This window comes from Streptomyces sp. NBC_00490 (assembly GCF_036013645.1).
Taxonomy (GTDB): Bacteria; Actinomycetota; Actinomycetes; order Streptomycetales; family Streptomycetaceae; genus Streptomyces; species Streptomyces canus_F.
Map to the genome: position 1 here is coordinate 1927983 of NZ_CP107869.1, position 15573 is coordinate 1943555.

The window sequence follows — 15573 nt, forward strand, 5'->3', positions numbered from 1 at the left end:
TTTCAGGGGACGGTGGCGTCCACTGTTCGACCGTACGCCTGCCTCCAGAACGTCACCACTCGATCAGCCGACACCCTCTCGGCCGACCGCGGCGGCGAGCGCCCCGTCGATGGTCGGGTGCTCGAAGGTGAAACCGGAGGCCGACAGGGCGCCCGGCACCACGCGCTGGCTCATCAGGATGCCGTCGGCGAACTCGCCCAGGACGAACCGCAGTGCGAAGCCCGGCACCGCGAAGACGGTCGGCCGGTGCAGGGCCCTGCCCACGGCGGCGGTGACGTCACGGTTGGTGGCGGGGTGCGGGGACGTCATGTTGACGGGTCCGGTGATGCCGTCCGTGGCGATGATGTGGCGCAGGGCGCGGACCGCGTCGGTCAGGGAGAGGTGACTCCAGTACTGGTCGCCGCTGCCCAGTCGCCCGCCGAGGCCTGCGCGGGCGAGCGGGAGCAGGCGTCCCATCGCCCCGCCGCGGGGCGACACGACGATGCCGAAGCGGGTGTTCACGACCCGCGTGCCGACCGCGCCGGCGCCCTGGGCGGCCGCCTCCCACTCCTGGCAGACGCCGGCCAGGAAGTCCCGGCCGGGCGCGCCCGACTCGTCGACCTCGGCCCTGCCGGTCTCGCCGTAGTAGCCGACGGCCGAACCGGACACGAACACCGGCGGCGGCTTCTCACAGGCCGTGATGGCCGTCGCGAGGGCGGTGGTGCCGAGGACGCGGCTGTCGCGGATCTGCTTCTTGTACGCCTGTGTCCAGCGGCGGTCCCCCACGCCCGCCCCGGCCAGTCCGACCACCGCGTCGGCGCCTTCGAGCACGGTGGGATCCAGCAGACCCGCCTGCGGCTCCCACCGTGCCTCCGCGCTGCCGTCATCGCGGGACCGCGGCTCCCTGCGGACCAGTCGGGTCACCCGGTGCCCGTCGTCGAGCAGCGACGCGGCCAGGGCGCCGCCGATCAATCCCGAAGAACCGCTGATGACGACGTGCATGGGGGACCCCGATCCGGAGGGACACGCGAGATGCTTTAGACTTAAAGCATCATACTCCCTGCTCCACGGCCGGAGCCCGCCGCACCCCGATCGCCGCCGCGACCGCGCCCAGCACCGCGAGGACACCGGTCGCCAGCACCGCCGTGTGCACACCGTTCATGAACGCGTCGTGACTGCCCTCGACCACCGCGGCCTTCAGCTGCGCCGGCATCGCGTCGGAAACCGGCGCCACCCCCATGGCCACCGCGTCCTGGGCCTCGCCCAGCCCGTGTGCCGTCCGCGCGGGCACTCCGGCGTCGGTCAGTTCGCCGGTGAGGGTGGAGCCCACCCGGCTGCTGATGACGGAGACCAGGACCGAGGTGCCGAGCGCGCCGCCGATCTGCAGCGCGGTGGCCTGGAGACCTCCGGCGACACCGCCGTCCCGCACCGGGGCGTTGCCCACGATGGCCTCCGAGGAGGCGGACATCACCATGCCGACGCCCAGGCCCATCGCGATGAAGGGCGGCCACATGGTGGCGTACGAGGAGTCGGCGCTCCAGGTGAGCATGGTGAACATGGCGGCGGCCTGGAGCAGCATGCCCAGCGGCATGGTGAACCTGGCGCTGAACCGCTCGGTCAGGGCGGCGCCGAGCGGGGAGGCGACCACGGAGGCGAGACTCAACGGCAGGGTGCGGACGCCGGCTTCGACGGGGGAGAAGCCGCGCACGTTCTGCAGGTAGAGCATGACGAAGAAGATCGTGCCGAGCAGGACGAAGAAGTTCAGGGCGGTGATGACGGTGCCCACGGTGAGGGCCGGGTTGCGGAACAGCCGCATGGGCAGCAGCGGGTGGGCGACGCGGGACTCGTGGAGACCGAAGACCAGCAGGACGACCACGCCCGCGCCGATCGCACCGAGGGTGCCGGCCGAAGTCCAGCCCCACGTCTCGCCCTTGACCACACCGAACACGACGGCGAGCAGACCCACGGCGAGCAGGACGACGCCGGGGATGTCGAACCTCTCCCCCGCGGCCGCGGTGTTCTTGCTCTGCGGCAGGACGAGCGCGCTGTAGACGAGGGCGATCACACCGATGGGGGCGTTGATGTAGAAGACGGACTCCCAGTTGACGTGCTGGACGAGCAGACCGCCGACGATGGGGCCGAGCGCGGTGGACACGGACGAGACCATGGCCCAGATGCCGACCGCCATACCGAACTTCCTCGGCGGGAACACCGCGCGCAGCAGACCGAGGGTGTTGGGCATCAGCAGGGCGCCGAAGAACCCCTGGACCGCGCGGAAGGCGATCACGCCCTCGATCGAGCCGGCGAGTCCGATCGCGACGGAGGCGAGGGTGAAGCCGGCGACGCCGATGAGATAGAAGGTGCGCCGCCCCAGACGGTCACCGAGCTTGCCGCCCAGGATCAGGGCGGCCGCCAGGGCCAGCAGATAGGAGTTGGTGACCCACTGGAGGTCGGCGGTGGAGGCGTTGAGGTCGCGGCCGATCTCGGGGTTGGCGATGGACACGACCGAGCCGTCCAGGCCGACCATGAACAGGCCGAAGGCGACGGCGATCAGGGTCAGCCAGGGGTTGGAGCGGGGGCTGCGGCGGGCCTCGTCGACGGGCGCGGGCACCCCGACGGGAACGGCGGTGGAAGAGGGCATGGAGAAGCCAGGTCCTTGTACTGAAGAAGGAGAGGAAGAGGGCGACACGGACGAGCAGGCCGCCCGGGGCGTCAGCCCTGGGCGGCGCGGAGGTGACCGGTCAGGGCGTGCAGGGCACCCACGGCCGCACCGAGCGCCCGGCGCTCCCCGTCCGTCAACGCCTGGAGCGCGTCCACGAGATGGACGCTCATGAGCTGCTCGACCTCGGCGATCCGCTGCCGGGCCAGTGCCGTCAGATACAGGTGCGCGATCCGCTTGTCGGCGGTGTCCTGGCGCCGCTCCAGCTCTTCCTGCCGGGTGAGCTGCGAGACCAGTGCGCTGACGTTGTTCGGCTTCATCATCAGGGCCTCGGCGACCTCGCGGACCGTGGCGCCCTCGTGCGCCCGCACATGCCACAGCAGGGCCAGTTGGGCCTCGGGCGGCTTGGGGTGCGGGAAGTCCTGACTGACCCGCCGGTCCATGGCCCGGTGCAACGCGGGCAGGCACAGCAGGAGATCGGCGGCTACGCGGTCGATCTCCTGGGCGGAGGCGCTGGACGGGGGCACACGGAGATTATGGGTATGCAGAGATACCTATGTCAAGATACCTATGTCAAGGTATCTATCTGTCGGATGTCAGTGCCTCCGCCTAGGGTTCCCACCATGGACAAGACGCCGCCGCCCGCCGAACCCTCCTCGGCGCCGGGGCGCCTCGATGTGGCCGATCCGGGGGCGTACGCAGCGTTGTTGGGACACGCGGACGCAGAGGTCCGCGACCACGCCCTGTTCGCCTTCCAGACCCGTCCCGAGGCGGCGATCGGATACGTCGACCGGTTGACGCCTTTGCTGGGCGACCCGGAAGCCCGGGTGCGTCGGCGAGCGGTCACCACGTTCAAGGAGATCGGCACCGCTGCGGTCCCCGCGCTGCGCCGCCTGCGACAGCGGCCCGCGACCGGGCCCAGGATCCGGGCCACGGCTCTGGAGGCGCTGGCGGCGATCGGCGGACCGGCCGCGCTCGACGACCGGGATCTGGCCGCGTGGCGCCGGCTGACAAGGATCAAGCAGTTCACCGAGACACCGGAGAGGCCGCACCTGTGCGGATCCTGGTACGCGGTCCCGACCGCCGACCAGGCAGCGGTGCTGGCGGCGTTCGACCTCGGTGACCCCGAGCCGGTCACGCTGCGGACCGGTGCGTCGGCCTGGAACCACGACAGTCACAACTGGGGCCGGCGGCACCCGCACGAGCGCTGTTCCCGTGTCTTCGTCGGTCCGGCGCTGGACGGCTGGACGCTGGTCTTCGGTCGCTCGTCGCAGGACACCCACCGCATCGAGGACGCGGACGACCAGGAGAAGGCCCGCAGCGAGGTGGTGCGTGAGCGGTGCGCCGACCTGAGCCGCGGATTCGGGGCCGCGCAGTGGTACGGCATGAGCTGCGGGGACGGCTGGACGGCCTGGTGCATCGCCGAGGGCGGAGAAGTGGTGCGCTTCTACGACGCGTTCGACGCCGCGGAGAAGGGCGACGAGGGCCCCGGGCATCCGGCCGAGTCCGGCTACCGCCTGCCGCACGAGTACGTCGACACCGGCGACGCCCTCGACGCTGTCGGAGACATGCCGGACGGGGCGGATCCGCTGGACGTCGAGGCGTTCTACGCCGGCTACGTCCAGGTGAAGAGGGACCTCGGGATACCCGACACCTGCTACGCCACCGACATCGCCGCCCGCCTCTCCGTCGATCCCGGAGCGCTCGGGGCGAGGACCCGGGTCACGGGTACCGGGGTCCTCGCCCTCACCGCGTGCGGCCGTCGCTACGGTCATCCCGCCGGAGCGCTCACCGTCTGACCGCTAGCCGATCACGAAGAGCAGGTCGCCGCCCTCCACCTGCTGGATCCGGTTGATGGCGAGCCGGGTGACCTTGCCCGCCTTGGGGGCGGTGATCGCGGCCTCCATCTTCATCGCCTCGATGGTGGCGATCGTGCCGCCGGCCGCGACCTCGTCGCCCTCGGCGACCGCGAGCGTCACGACTCCGGCGAACGGGGCGGCGACATGGCCGGGGTTGGAGCGGTCGGCCTTCTCGGTGACCGGGATGTCCGACGCGGCGGCCGCGTCGCGCACCTGGATGGGCCTGAGCTGCCCGTTCAGGGTGGACATCACCGTGCGCATACCGCGCTCGTCGGCCTCACCGACGGCTTCCAGGCCCAGCAGCAGGCGGACGCCGGGTTCGAGGTCGACGGCGTACTCCGTCCCCGGGCGCAGACCGTAGAAGAAGTCCCTGCTGTCCAGGACGCTCGTGTCGCCGAAGGACTGGCGGTGCGTCTCGAAGTCGCGCGTCGGGCCGGGGAAGAGGAGGCGGTTGAGGGTGACGCGCCGGTCCTTCACCAGTCCCTCGCGCTCCTCCGTGGTCAGCTGCGGAGCGGGCTTGGCGTCCGCGCGGCCCTCGAGTGCCTTGCTGCGGAAGGGCTCCGGCCAGCCGCCGGGCGGGGTGCCCAGTTCGCCGCGGAGGAAGCCGATCACGGAGTCGGGGATGTCGAACCGGTCCGGCGTCGCCTCGAAGTCCTGCGGGGAGACCCCGGCGCCGACGAGGTGCAGGGCGAGGTCGCCGACCACCTTCGAGGACGGGGTGACCTTCACCAGGTGACCGAGGATGCGGTCGGCGGCGGCGTACATCTCCTCGATGTCCTCGAACCGGTCGCCGAGGCCCAGGGCCACGGCCTGGGTGCGCAGGTTGGAGAGCTGGCCGCCGGGGATCTCGTGGTCGTAGACGCGACCGGTCGGGGAGGCGAGGCCCGCCTCGAAGGGGGCGTAGATCCGGCGGACGCTCTCCCAGTACGGCTCCAGGTCACCGACCGCCCGCAGGTCGAGGCCGGTGGGGCGGGCGGAGTGGTCGGTCGCGGCGACGATCGCCGACAGGGAGGGCTGCGAGGTGGTGCCCGCCATGGAGGCGACGGCTCCGTCGACGGCGTCGGCACCGGCCTGGATCGCGGCCAGGTAGGTGGCGAGCTGGCCGCCCGCCGTGTCGTGGGTGTGGATGTGGACGGGGAGGTCGAACTCCCGGCGCAGCGCGGAGACGAGGGTCGCCGCGGCGGGGGCCCTGAGCAGTCCGGCCATGTCCTTGACGGCCAGGACGTGGGCGCCCGCCTCGACGATCTGCTCGGCCAGACGCAGGTAGTAGTCGAGGGTGTAGAGCCGCTCGTCCGGGTTCGACAGGTCGGAGGTGTAGCAGAGGGCGACCTCGGCGACCGCGGTGCCCGTCTCCCGTACGGCCTCGATCGCCGGACGCATCTGGCCGACGTCGTTGAGGGCGTCGAAGATGCGGAAGATGTCGATGCCGGTGGCGGCGGCCTCCTGCACGAAGGCGTCGGTCACCTCGGTCGGGTACGGCGTGTAGCCGACGGTGTTGCGGCCGCGCAGCAGCATCTGGAGGCAGATGTTGGGGACGGCCTCACGGAGCGCGGCGAGCCGCTCCCACGGGTCCTCGGCGAGGAAGCGCAGGGCGACGTCGTAGGTGGCGCCGCCCCAGCACTCCAGGGACAGCAGCTGGGGCAGGGTGCGCGCGACGACCGGGGCGACCGCGAGGAGGTCCTTGGTGCGGACGCGAGTGGCGAGCAGTGACTGGTGGGCGTCGCGGAAGGTGGTGTCGGTGACGCCGATGGTCGGGGACTCGCGCAGCCAACGGGCGAAGCCCTCGGGGCCGAGTTCGGTGAGCTGCTGCTTCGAGCCGGCCGGGGGCACCTCGGCGGTCTGGCGCGGGAGCTTGGTCGTGGGCTCGATCAGGTCGGGGCGGTCGCCGTGCGGCTTGTTCACCGTGACGTCGGCGAGGTAGGTGAGCAGCTTCGTGCCGCGGTCGGCCGAGGTGCGGGAGGTCAGCAGGTGCGGGCGCTGCTCGATGAACGACGTGGTGACACGGCCCGCCTGGAAGTCCGCGTCGTCGAGGACGGCCTGGAGGAACGGGATGTTGGTGGCCACCCCGCGGATCCGGAACTCGGCGACGGCACGCCGGGCGCGCTTGACGGCGGTGCCGAAGTCCCGGCCCCGGCAGGTGAGCTTGACCAGCATCGAGTCGAAGTGCGCGCTGATCTCCGTACCGGCGTGGGTGGTTCCGCCGTCGAGGCGGATGCCGGAGCCGCCGGGCGACCGGTAGGCGCTGATGCGGCCGGTGTCGGGGCGGAAGCCGTTGGCGGGATCCTCGGTGGTGATACGGCACTGGAGTGCGGCGCCGTGCAGGACGACCGTCTCCTGGGACAGCCCGAGGTCGGCCAGGGTCTCGCCGGCGGCGATACGGAGCTGGGACTGGACGAGGTCGACGTCGGTGACCTCCTCGGTGACCGTGTGCTCGACCTGGATGCGCGGGTTCATCTCGATGAAGACGTGGTTGCCGGCCGGGTCGAGCAGGAACTCGACGGTGCCGGCGTTGCGGTAGCCGATCTCGCGGGCGAAGCGCACGGCGTCGGCGCAGATCCGGTCGCGCAACTCCGGGTCGAGGTTCGGCGCGGGGGCCAGCTCGATGACCTTCTGGTGGCGGCGCTGGAGGGAACAGTCGCGCTCGTAGAGGTGGATGACGTTGCCCTCGCCGTCGGCGAGGATCTGCACCTCGATGTGGCGGGGATCCACGACGGCCTTCTCCAGGAACACCGTCGGGTCGCCGAACGCGGAGGCCGCCTCACGGGCCGCCGCCTCGATGGACTCCCGCAGCTGCGCGCGCTCCTCGACCCGCCGCATACCGCGCCCGCCACCACCGGCGACGGCCTTGACGAACACGGGGAACCCGATGTCCTCGGCGGCCCGCACCAGCTCGTCCACGTCACTGGAGGGCTCGGAGGAGCCCAGCACCGGTACGCCGGCCGCGCGGGCGGCGGCCACGGCGCGGGCCTTGTTGCCCGTCAGCTCCAGGATCTCCGCGCTCGGCCCGACGAAGGTGATGCCGGCTTCCTCGCAGGCCCGCGCGAGCTCGGGGTTCTCGGACAGGAACCCGTAGCCCGGGTAGACGGCGTCGGCGCCCGCCTGACGGGCGGCCCGGATGATCTCCTCGACGGAGAGATAGGCCCGCACCGGGTGTCCCGGTTCGCCGATCTCGTACGCCTCGTCGGCCTTGAGCCGATGCAGCGAGTTGCGGTCCTCGTGGGGGAAGACGGCGACCGTCCTCGCGCCCAGTTCATAACCGGCTCGGAACGCGCGAATCGCGATCTCACCACGGTTGGCTACCAGTACCTTGCGGAGCATTCCGGATCCCTTCGGCCTGCCGGTGACGCCCCCCATCGTCTCGGCAATGGCTCCGTCGTGCCATGAGAGCCGGGTCACGCGCGGATTGCCGTTTGGGGATGATCTGCGACGGTACGGCGGTTGCACGGAGCACCACCACCGCAGCGCGAGGGAGCGGACATGACCGTCCAGGACGTCGACCGAGTGAGCTTCGCACAGCAATGGCAGGAGTGGCACCGGCAGAAGGAAGCGGTGCTCTCCGGCCCGCACGGCTTCCTCGCGATCACCGGCCTGCACTGGCTGGGCCCGGAGCCGGAGCGCTTCGAGGACGCGCCGGGAGCCTGGTCGAGCACCGCCGAAGGGGTGGTGGTCGAGCTGGCCGAGGGCGAGGAGCTGACCGTCGACGGGGAGCCGGTACGCGGCCGGTACGACTTCGGTGTCGTCGCGGAACGCGACAGCGTTTACGTGGGCGCGGGTGACGCGGTCATCGAGGTAGCCAAGCGCGGCGGACAGGACATCGTGCGCCCGCGCCATCCCGACAACCCGTTGCGTACGTCCTTCACCCGGACCCCGGCCTACGCCCCCGACCCGCGCTGGGTGGTCCCCGGCCGCTTTCTGCCCTTCCCCGAGCCGCGCCCGGTGACCGTGGGCGCCGCCGTCGAGGGCCTTGAGCACGTATACGACTCCCCCGGCCAGGTCGAGTTCGAGCTGGCCGGCGTACGGCACCGCCTGACGGCGTTCAACGGCAGCGGGCCCGGCGCGCTGATGGCCCTGTTCACGGACGAGACCTCGGGCGTGACGACGTACGCGGCGAACCGCTCCCTCCAGATCGCGGCTCCCGACGCCGAGGGCAGGGTCACCCTCGACTTCAACCGTGCCGGGAATCTGCCCTGCGCCTACACCGACCTGGCCACCTGCCCGCTGCCGCCGGCGGAGAACCGGCTGCCGGTCGCGGTCGAGGCGGGCGAGCGGATCCCGTTGGAGCGGGGCGGACAGCCCTGACGGAGGGGCACGCTGACGGGCGGACGGCCCGTCAGCGTGCCAGGAACTCCCCCAGCCCGGCCAGGAGCCGGTCGACGTCCTCGGAGTCGTTGTAGGGCGCGAGGCCGACGCGGAGGCCGCCGGTGTCGCCGAGGCCCAGGTGGCGGGAGGTCTCGATGGCGTAGAAGGAGCCGGAGGGGGCCTGGATGCCGCGCTCGGCGAGGAAGCCGTAGGCGTCGGTCGTGGCGTGGTGCTCGAAGGTCAGCAGCAGGGTGGGGGTGCGGTCGGCCGCCCTGGAGTGGATCGTGATGCCGGGCAGCGCGGCCAGACCCTTGTCGAGCTGGGTGCGCAGGGCGTGCTCGTGCGCTTCGAGCTCCGCGTAGGCCGCTGCCAGACGCTCGCGTCGCGTGCCCGTCGCCGTCGCGTCGAGGCCGGCCATGAAGTCGACCGCCGCCCTGGTCCCGGCGAGGAACTCATAGGGCAGGGTGCCCAGTTCGAACCGCTCGGGGACCGCGTCGGTGGAGGGCAGCAGCTTGTCGGGGCGCAGGGTCTCCAGCAACTCCGGCGCGGCGGCGAGGACTCCGTGGTGGGGGCCCAGGAACTTGTACGGGGAGCAGACGAAGAAGTCCGCGCCGAGCGACTCCAGGTCGACCAGGCTGTGAGCGGTGTGATGGACACCGTCGACGTACACCGACGCGCCCGCCTCGTGCGCGAGTCGGGAGATCGCCGCGATCTCGGGGCGGGTGCCGATCAGGTTGGAGGCGGCGGTGACGGCGACCAGGCGCGTGCGGTCGGACAGCACGGCGCCGATGTCGTCCGGGGTCAACTCGCCTGTGGCCGGGTCGAAGTCGGCCCAGCGCACGGTGGCACCGACCCGCGCGGCGGCCTGGACCCAGGGGCGGATGTTGGCGTCGTGGTCGAGGCGGGTGACGACGACCTCGTCGCCGGGCGACCAGGTGTCGGCGAGGGTGCGGGAGAAGTCGTAGGTGAGCTGTGTGGCGCTGCGGCCGAAGACGATCCCCCTCGGGTCCGCGCCCAGCAGGTCGGCCATGGCCCGGCGGGCCTCGCTGACGAGGCTCTCCGCGTTGCGCTCCCCCAGTGTCACGCTGCCCCGGTTGGACAGCGGACGCGCCAGCGCGTCGGCGATGGCGTCGATCACCGGCCGGGGTGTCTGGGTGCCGCCCGGGCCGTCGAAGTGCGCTGTTTCGGCGGCCAGGGCGGGGAACTGGGAGCGGAGGGCGGTGATGTCGTACGTCACGGAGGGCTCCTGTCGTGGTTCCGGGCCGGGGCTCGAAGTCAACCCCATCCCGCGGGTGGCGGCGAGATCGCCTCCTGTGGCGCCGCGGAGGGAGGGTGCGTCTTTTCGGCCATCATTCTGACGTGCACCTGCCCAAATAGGGCGTTCGGTGGCACTCTGCGCGCAGAACGGTCACCCCCTCCGACCCCCCACCGCAGAAGGAGACCGCGTGATAGGCAGACTTCGTGCCGCCCTGGTGGGCGCAGCCGCACTGCTGACCGCCGGCGTCCTCACCACGCCGGCCGGCGCCGCCCCCGACCCGGGAACCGTGTCGCTCACGGCGCAGCAACGCGCCCAGGCCTTCTGGACACCGGAGCGGATGCGCCAGGCGACTCCGCTCGACGTCCTGTCCGTCGACCGCTCCGAGGTGACGGCAGCCGAGCCCCGCAAGGGCAGGAAGACACGCATCGCACCCAGCGCCCCCGCCTCGCCCGTCGGAACGCTGGCGTTCCCCAACGGCGGCGGCGCGTGGACCGGTGGCGGCGCGGTCGTCCAGACCGCCGGGCGGGTGTTCTTCACCTACCAGGGCCGTACCGCCTCCTGCTCCGGCAACGCCGTCACCAGCGCCAACAAGTCCACCGTCCTCACCGCCGGGCACTGCGTGAAACTGGAGGGCGCCTGGCACACCAACTGGGTGTTCGCGCCCGGGTACCACGACGGGCAGACGCCGTACGGCACCTGGTCGGCGTCCAAGACCTTGTCGACCCCGCAGTGGACGGCGAGCGAGGACATCAACTACGACGTCGGCGCGGCCGTGGTGGCCCCGCTGAACGGACAGCTGCTGACCGATGTCGTCGGCGGTCAGGGCCTGGCGTTCAACACCGGCTACAGCAAGGCGATGTACGCCTTCGGCTTCCCCGCCGCCGCCCCGTACGACGGCCAGAAGTTCATCTACTGCAGCGGCACCACCTACCGCGACTTCCTGCTCTCCAGCGACCACGGTCTGACCTGCGACATGACCGGCGGTGCCAGCGGCGGCCCCTGGTTCACCCAGTTCAACGAGGCCACCGGCACCGGACTCCAGTCCTCGGTGAACAGCTTCAAGTACAACTTCCTGCCGAACGCGATGTACGGCCCGTACTTCGGCGCGGACGCACAGAACCTGTACCGGACGGCCCAGTCGTCCTGAACAGCTCCTGACGGTACGAACGCCGGCCGGCCCCGAACGTCCTGGGGCCGGCCGGCGTCGTAGCAGTAACCGTCTTCGAAGGGGCCGCCATGACCGTCGTCCGCTCGCTCTTCCTTGTTGCCGTGCTGGTGGGCGGCCTGGCCGCCTGCGGTGCGGAGGCGAAACCGGCCGCGCCCGCCTGGGAGGAGCCCGCCTCCTACATGTACACGCTGACGTCGAGCGAGGGCGAACGGGCCCTCATCGGCACCTTCCGGATCACGGTACGAGACGGCGAGGTCACCACGGCGGTCGGCCTCGACGACAGCGCCCGTCGGGTCGTACGGCAGCTGCCCGACCAAGTGCCCACCCTGGGCGCGCTGTTGGAGGAGCTGGAGCAGGCACGCGGCGACGCCGCGGACACCGCGCGGGCGCGGTACGCGGTGGACGGGCATCCGACGCGCATCGAGCTCGACTGGGAGGAGAACGCCGTCGACGACGAGGTCCGCTACGACATCACCGACTACGAACCGGGCGCCGGCTAGCCCTACAACTGCTGGATGTTGCCGCCGAGTTCGGGACGGAACTTCTTCAGCAGCGCCTCGGGGCCGCTGACCACCCAGCGGGTGCCGACGAGGTACTTGCCGCCGTAGATGGAGGCGGCGTCCAGCCAGGTGAGCTTGAACCGCTCCTCGGGGAACGTGGTGATGAGGAAGTCACCGTCCTTGCCGTGGCACACGCCTTCCCTCAACTCGTCGGCGTCCGTGCGGATCTTGACCTTGCAGCCGACCAGCCCGGCGATGACCTCCACCTTCGCGGGAGCCACGACCCCGGCGGAAGGCGCGGCCGTCACCTTCGTGGCGCTGCTCACCTTGGACTCGTCCGACCCCGCGCCGCACCCCGTGGTCAGGGTGAGCAGGGCCAGCCCGCCCGCCAGTAGCAGGCGGGCGGTGAGCGGACTGCGGGCGCGCTGGGACACGTACCTCTCCGTTTCGGGACGTCGGCCGGACGTATGCCAGGAGGTACGGGTGCGAGGCGGCGGGTGTTCAGTTCAGTCCGCCGCGGGGTGGACGCGGCGGCGGGGGCCCGCGAGATCATGTGTCATGAACGTCGACGTGCACCAGCACCTGTGGACGCCGTCCCTGGTGGCGGCCCTGCGCTCCCGCCGCGAGCCGCCGTGTCTGGACGGCTGGACGCTCCACCTGGACGGGGAGCCGCCGTACGACATCCCGCCCGCCGACCACGACGTCGCCCGGCGTGCCGAACTCGCCCGCGCCGACGGCCTGGGGCGGGCGCTCGTCTCACTGTCGGCCCCGATCGGTGTGGAGTGGCTGCCGTCGGCCGAGGCCCGCCCGCTCCTCGACGCCTACCACGAGGGCGCGGCCGCCCTGCCCGAGCCGTTCGGCGCCTGGGCCGCCGCGGGTGTGCGGGACATCGACACGCAGGCGACGGCCGAGGATCTCGACGGGGGCTTCGTGGGGCTCCAGCTCCCGGCCGACGCCCTGCTGGACACTGTCGGCTACGCACGCTGCGCCCCGCTGCTCGACCTGCTGGAGGAGCGCGACCTGCCGCTCTTCGTCCACCCCGGGCCCGCACGGGGCGGGTGCGAGGGGCCCGGCTGGTGGCCCGCGATGGTGCCCTACGTCCAGCAGATGCACGCCGCCTGGTTCGCCTTCCGCGCCTTCGGCCGCCCCCGCCACCCTCGCCTGCGAGTGTGCTTCGCGCTGCTCGCCGGGCTGGCCCCGCTGCACGGGGAGCGCTTCGCCGCCCGGGGCGACGGCTCGGCGGCGGTGGACCCGGATGTCTTCGTCGAGACGTCCTCCTACGGTCCGCGCTCCGTGGACGCCGTGGTCCGCGCACTCGGGACGGACGCCGTGGTCCAGGGCTCGGACCGGCCGTACGCGGAGCCTCCGCGCCATCCCGGGTTCGGTCTGGGCGAGGCCGCCGCCCACGCCTTCCGGATCGCGAACCCACGGCGGCTGCTGACCGGCGAGATCCGCTGAACCCGGGTGAGGCGTATCGGGCCGCCCCACGCCATAATGTTGTGCACTTTCTTGACTGCGGTGAAGTTAGAGCCTACTTTCGCGGTGTCCTTCCCCCGGTCAAGGGAGACCGCGATGCCCCCGTCCCCCGTCGCATCACCGTCCACGGCCGCCGAGCGAACCCGGCAGCTGCGCCTGGTCGCCGCCTCCGGGCTGCTCGGTACCGCCGTGGAGTTCTACGACTTCCTCGTCTACGGCACCGTCGCCGCACTCGTCTTCGGCGAACTGTTCTTCCCCGGCGCCGATCCGGCCGTCGGCACGATCGCCGCGTTCGGCACCTTCGCCGCCGGTTATGTCGCCCGTCCGCTCGGCGGCGTCCTCTTCGGCCACTTCGGCGACCGGCTCGGCCGCAAGTCGATGCTGCTGCTCACCATGGGTCTGATGGGCGGCGCCAGCTTCCTCATCGGCCTGCTGCCCACCTACGACACGATCGGTGTGTGGGCCCCGGTCCTCCTGATCGCTCTGCGCGTCGTCCAGGGCGTCGCCATCGGCGGTGAGTGGGGCGGCGCGACCCTGATGGTCGTCGAGCACGCCGGAGAGCGGCGCCGCGGCCTGTGGTCCAGCTTCACGCAGATGGGAGCCCCGCTCGGCTCCCTGCTGTCCACCGCCGTCGTCGCGTACGTCGTCACCCTCCCCAAGGACGACTTCGCGGCGTGGGGCTGGCGGGTGCCGTTCCTGTTCAGCGTCGCCCTGCTCGGCGTCGGCCTCTTCGTCCGGCTCAAGGTGGTGGAGAGCCCGCTCTTCGCCGAGGTGAAGAAGGACCGCGCCGAGTCCCGGCTGCCCATCCTCGACGTCCTGCGCAACCCGCGCCCCGTACTGCTGGCCTGCGGTGTCGGCATCGGCGCCTTCACCGCGCAGTCGCTGCTGACCAGCTACATGATCGCGTACGCCACCGGCATCGGGTACGCCCGGCCGCAGGTACTCAACGCCCTCACCGTCTCCGCGTGCGTCGCGCTCGTCGTGCTGCCCTGCGCCTCGGCGCTCTCCGACAAGATCGGCCGCCGCCCGGTCGTCCTCGCCGGAGCCATCGCCTCGGCCGCGCTCGCCTTCCCCGTCCTGGCGCTGGTCGACTCGAAGTCACCGGGGCTGCTGATCCTCGCCGTCGTCCTCGGTCACGGCATCGCCCAGTCCACGATGTACGGCCCGCTGGGCGCACTGCTCACCGAGATGTTCGGCACCAAGGTCCGCTACACCGGCGCCTCGCTCGGCTACCAGGGCGCCACCCTCGTCGGCGCCGGCTTCTCCCCCATGATCGCCGGAAGCCTGGTGGCCGGAAGCGGCAACAGCACCCCGGTCGCCCTGCTGCTCTGCGGCGGCGCCGCCGTCACCGCGGTGACCGTCTGCTTCGTCCGCGAGACCCACCGCGGCACCCTCGACGACTCCGCCGCCCGCCCCTCCGTCCCCCACACGGAGGAGATCTCCGCATGAGACCGGCACCCGTGTGAGCGTCAGTCCTGCCGGAACAGGTCGTTCAGATCCGTCTGGGCGAGCTGGCCGTCGGCATAGGAGAAGGTGCCTCGCTCCGCCAACTCCCTTGCCGCGTCCAGCAGGTGACGGTACATCGCCCGGGCGATGCTGCCGCCGACCGTGACCCTGCGCACCCCGAGTTCGCGCAGGTCGTCCAGGGCCAGCGCGTTGCCGGTGAGCCCCATGACGACATTGAGCGGGCCGTCGAGTTCCCGCACCAGGGTGCCGATGGTCTCGGCGTCGGCGGCTCCCGGCACGAACGCGCAGTCCGCGCCGGCCGCGAGATAGGCGTTGGCCCGCCGTACGGCCTCGTCGAGCGAGCCGCCGACCAGCAGCACATCCGTCCGGCCGACCAGGACGAACGGATCGCCGGCGGCGTCCGCGGCGGCACGGGCGGCGCGGACGCGGTCCACCGCGAGCGGCTCCTCGTACAGGGGCCGGGCGCGGTCACCGGTGAAGTCCTCGATGTTGCCCCCCGCGGCGCCTGCCGCGCGGGTCATCGAGATGGTCTCCGCCACGGTCTCGGGCGCCTCACCGAACCCGTCCTCCAGGTCCGCGCTGAGCGGCACCCGGAGTTCGTCCGCGATCTCACGGACCCGGCGGATCATGGTGTCGCGGCCGATCCGCCCGTCCGGCGCCTTCTCGTCGTGGAAGTCGTGGTCCGGGCGCCCGAGCGAGAAGGCGACCCCCGCGCTCGTGGTGGCCACGGCGGGGAAGCCCGCCGACTCCAGGACCCGGGCGCTTCCCACGTCCCAGGCGTTGGGGAGCAGGAAGCACCCCTCCCGGTGCAACTCGACGAAACGCTCGGCTCGTTCTCGGCTGTCGATGTTCACGCACCCGAACGTACGTCGTGACTCCGTGCACGGCCAGCGAGCGGATCGCGCTCC

General features: G+C 71.8%; 13 protein-coding genes. 6 read left to right on the forward strand and 7 right to left on the reverse strand.

Features of this window, described 5'->3' with window-relative positions; all coding sequences use genetic code 11:
• Positions 1-63: 63 nt before the first annotated feature.
• The 3 genes from OG381_RS08625 to OG381_RS08635 all read right to left on the reverse strand — a co-directional run bounded on the left by OG381_RS08625 (position 64) and on the right by OG381_RS08635 (position 3165).
• Positions 64-981 (reverse strand): TIGR01777 family oxidoreductase, encoded by a 918-nt coding sequence (locus OG381_RS08625; RefSeq protein WP_327715534.1) that lies wholly within the window; start codon positions 979-981, stop codon positions 64-66.
• 49 nt (positions 982-1030) lie between these two features.
• A complete protein-coding gene (locus tag OG381_RS08630; RefSeq protein ID WP_327715535.1) occupies positions 1031-2620 on the reverse strand; it encodes an MFS transporter in 1590 nt (529 codons plus the stop codon).
• Between the two features lie 71 nt (positions 2621-2691).
• Positions 2692-3165 carry a MarR family winged helix-turn-helix transcriptional regulator gene (locus tag OG381_RS08635; RefSeq protein WP_327715536.1) on the reverse strand — a complete coding sequence of 158 codons (474 nt, stop codon included), beginning with the start codon at positions 3163-3165 and terminating at the stop codon, positions 2692-2694.
• Between the two features lie 96 nt (positions 3166-3261).
• Here OG381_RS08635 and OG381_RS08640 point away from each other — a divergent pair, with 96 nt between their 5' ends.
• A complete protein-coding gene (locus OG381_RS08640; RefSeq protein ID WP_327715537.1) occupies positions 3262-4437 on the forward strand; it encodes a HEAT repeat domain-containing protein in 1176 nt (391 codons plus the stop codon).
• Positions 4438-4440: 3 nt separating this feature from the next.
• Here OG381_RS08640 and OG381_RS08645 read toward each other — a convergent pair whose 3' ends face one another.
• A complete protein-coding gene (locus OG381_RS08645; protein ID WP_327715538.1) occupies positions 4441-7815 on the reverse strand; it encodes a pyruvate carboxylase in 3375 nt (1124 codons plus the stop codon).
• 159 nt (positions 7816-7974) lie between these two features.
• Between OG381_RS08645 and OG381_RS08650 the strand changes: the two genes are divergently transcribed.
• Positions 7975-8796, forward strand: a complete 822-nt coding sequence (locus OG381_RS08650; RefSeq protein ID WP_327715539.1) for a DUF1684 domain-containing protein — start codon at positions 7975-7977, stop codon at positions 8794-8796.
• 31 nt (positions 8797-8827) lie between these two features.
• Here OG381_RS08650 and OG381_RS08655 read toward each other — a convergent pair whose 3' ends face one another.
• Positions 8828-10033, reverse strand: coding sequence for a cysteine desulfurase-like protein (locus OG381_RS08655; RefSeq protein ID WP_327715540.1), 1206 nt, complete (start codon positions 10031-10033; stop codon positions 8828-8830).
• A gap of 208 nt (positions 10034-10241) precedes the next feature.
• Between OG381_RS08655 and OG381_RS08660 the strand changes: the two genes are divergently transcribed.
• Positions 10242-11201 (forward strand): trypsin-like serine peptidase, encoded by a 960-nt coding sequence (locus OG381_RS08660; protein ID WP_327715541.1) that lies wholly within the window; start codon positions 10242-10244, stop codon positions 11199-11201.
• Between the two features lie 89 nt (positions 11202-11290).
• Positions 11291-11722, forward strand: coding sequence for a DUF6174 domain-containing protein (locus tag OG381_RS08665; protein WP_327715542.1), 432 nt, complete (start codon positions 11291-11293; stop codon positions 11720-11722).
• 2 nt (positions 11723-11724) lie between these two features.
• On the opposite strand, the gene OG381_RS08670 is transcribed toward OG381_RS08665, so the two are convergent.
• Positions 11725-12156: a hypothetical protein gene (locus tag OG381_RS08670; RefSeq protein ID WP_327715543.1), complete on the reverse strand. Its 432-nt coding sequence runs from the start codon at positions 12154-12156 to the stop codon at positions 11725-11727.
• 124 nt (positions 12157-12280) lie between these two features.
• On the opposite strand from OG381_RS08670, the gene OG381_RS08675 reads away from it, so the two are divergent.
• Positions 12281-13180 (forward strand): amidohydrolase, encoded by a 900-nt coding sequence (locus OG381_RS08675; protein ID WP_327715544.1) that lies wholly within the window; start codon positions 12281-12283, stop codon positions 13178-13180.
• A gap of 114 nt (positions 13181-13294) precedes the next feature.
• Entirely contained in the window at positions 13295-14647 is a 1353-nt protein-coding gene (locus OG381_RS08680) for an MFS transporter (protein ID WP_327715545.1), read from the forward strand.
• A 20-nt stretch (positions 14648-14667) separates the two neighbouring features.
• On the opposite strand, the gene OG381_RS08685 is transcribed toward OG381_RS08680, so the two are convergent.
• A complete protein-coding gene (locus OG381_RS08685) occupies positions 14668-15519 on the reverse strand; it encodes an isocitrate lyase/PEP mutase family protein (RefSeq protein ID WP_327715546.1) in 852 nt (283 codons plus the stop codon).
• Positions 15520-15573 lie beyond the last annotated feature (54 nt).

Bases quoted from the DNA above. Each gene is read 5' to 3' on its own strand.
- OG381_RS08625 (WP_327715534.1), bottom strand. From the start codon at position 981: ATGCACGTCGTCATCAGCGGTTCTTCGGGATTGATCGGCGGCGCCCTG.
- OG381_RS08640 (WP_327715537.1), top strand. From the start codon at position 3,262: ATGGACAAGACGCCGCCGCCCGCCGAACCCTCCTCGGCGCCGGGGCGC.
- OG381_RS08645 (WP_327715538.1), bottom strand. From the start codon at position 7,815: ATGCTCCGCAAGGTACTGGTAGCCAACCGTGGTGAGATCGCGATTCGC.
- OG381_RS08675 (WP_327715544.1), top strand. From the start codon at position 12,281: ATGAACGTCGACGTGCACCAGCACCTGTGGACGCCGTCCCTGGTGGCG.
- OG381_RS08650 (WP_327715539.1), top strand. From the start codon at position 7,975: ATGACCGTCCAGGACGTCGACCGAGTGAGCTTCGCACAGCAATGGCAG.
- OG381_RS08665 (WP_327715542.1), top strand. From the start codon at position 11,291: ATGACCGTCGTCCGCTCGCTCTTCCTTGTTGCCGTGCTGGTGGGCGGC.
- OG381_RS08630 (WP_327715535.1), bottom strand. From the start codon at position 2,620: ATGCCCTCTTCCACCGCCGTTCCCGTCGGGGTGCCCGCGCCCGTCGAC.
- OG381_RS08680 (WP_327715545.1), top strand. From the start codon at position 13,295: ATGCCCCCGTCCCCCGTCGCATCACCGTCCACGGCCGCCGAGCGAACC.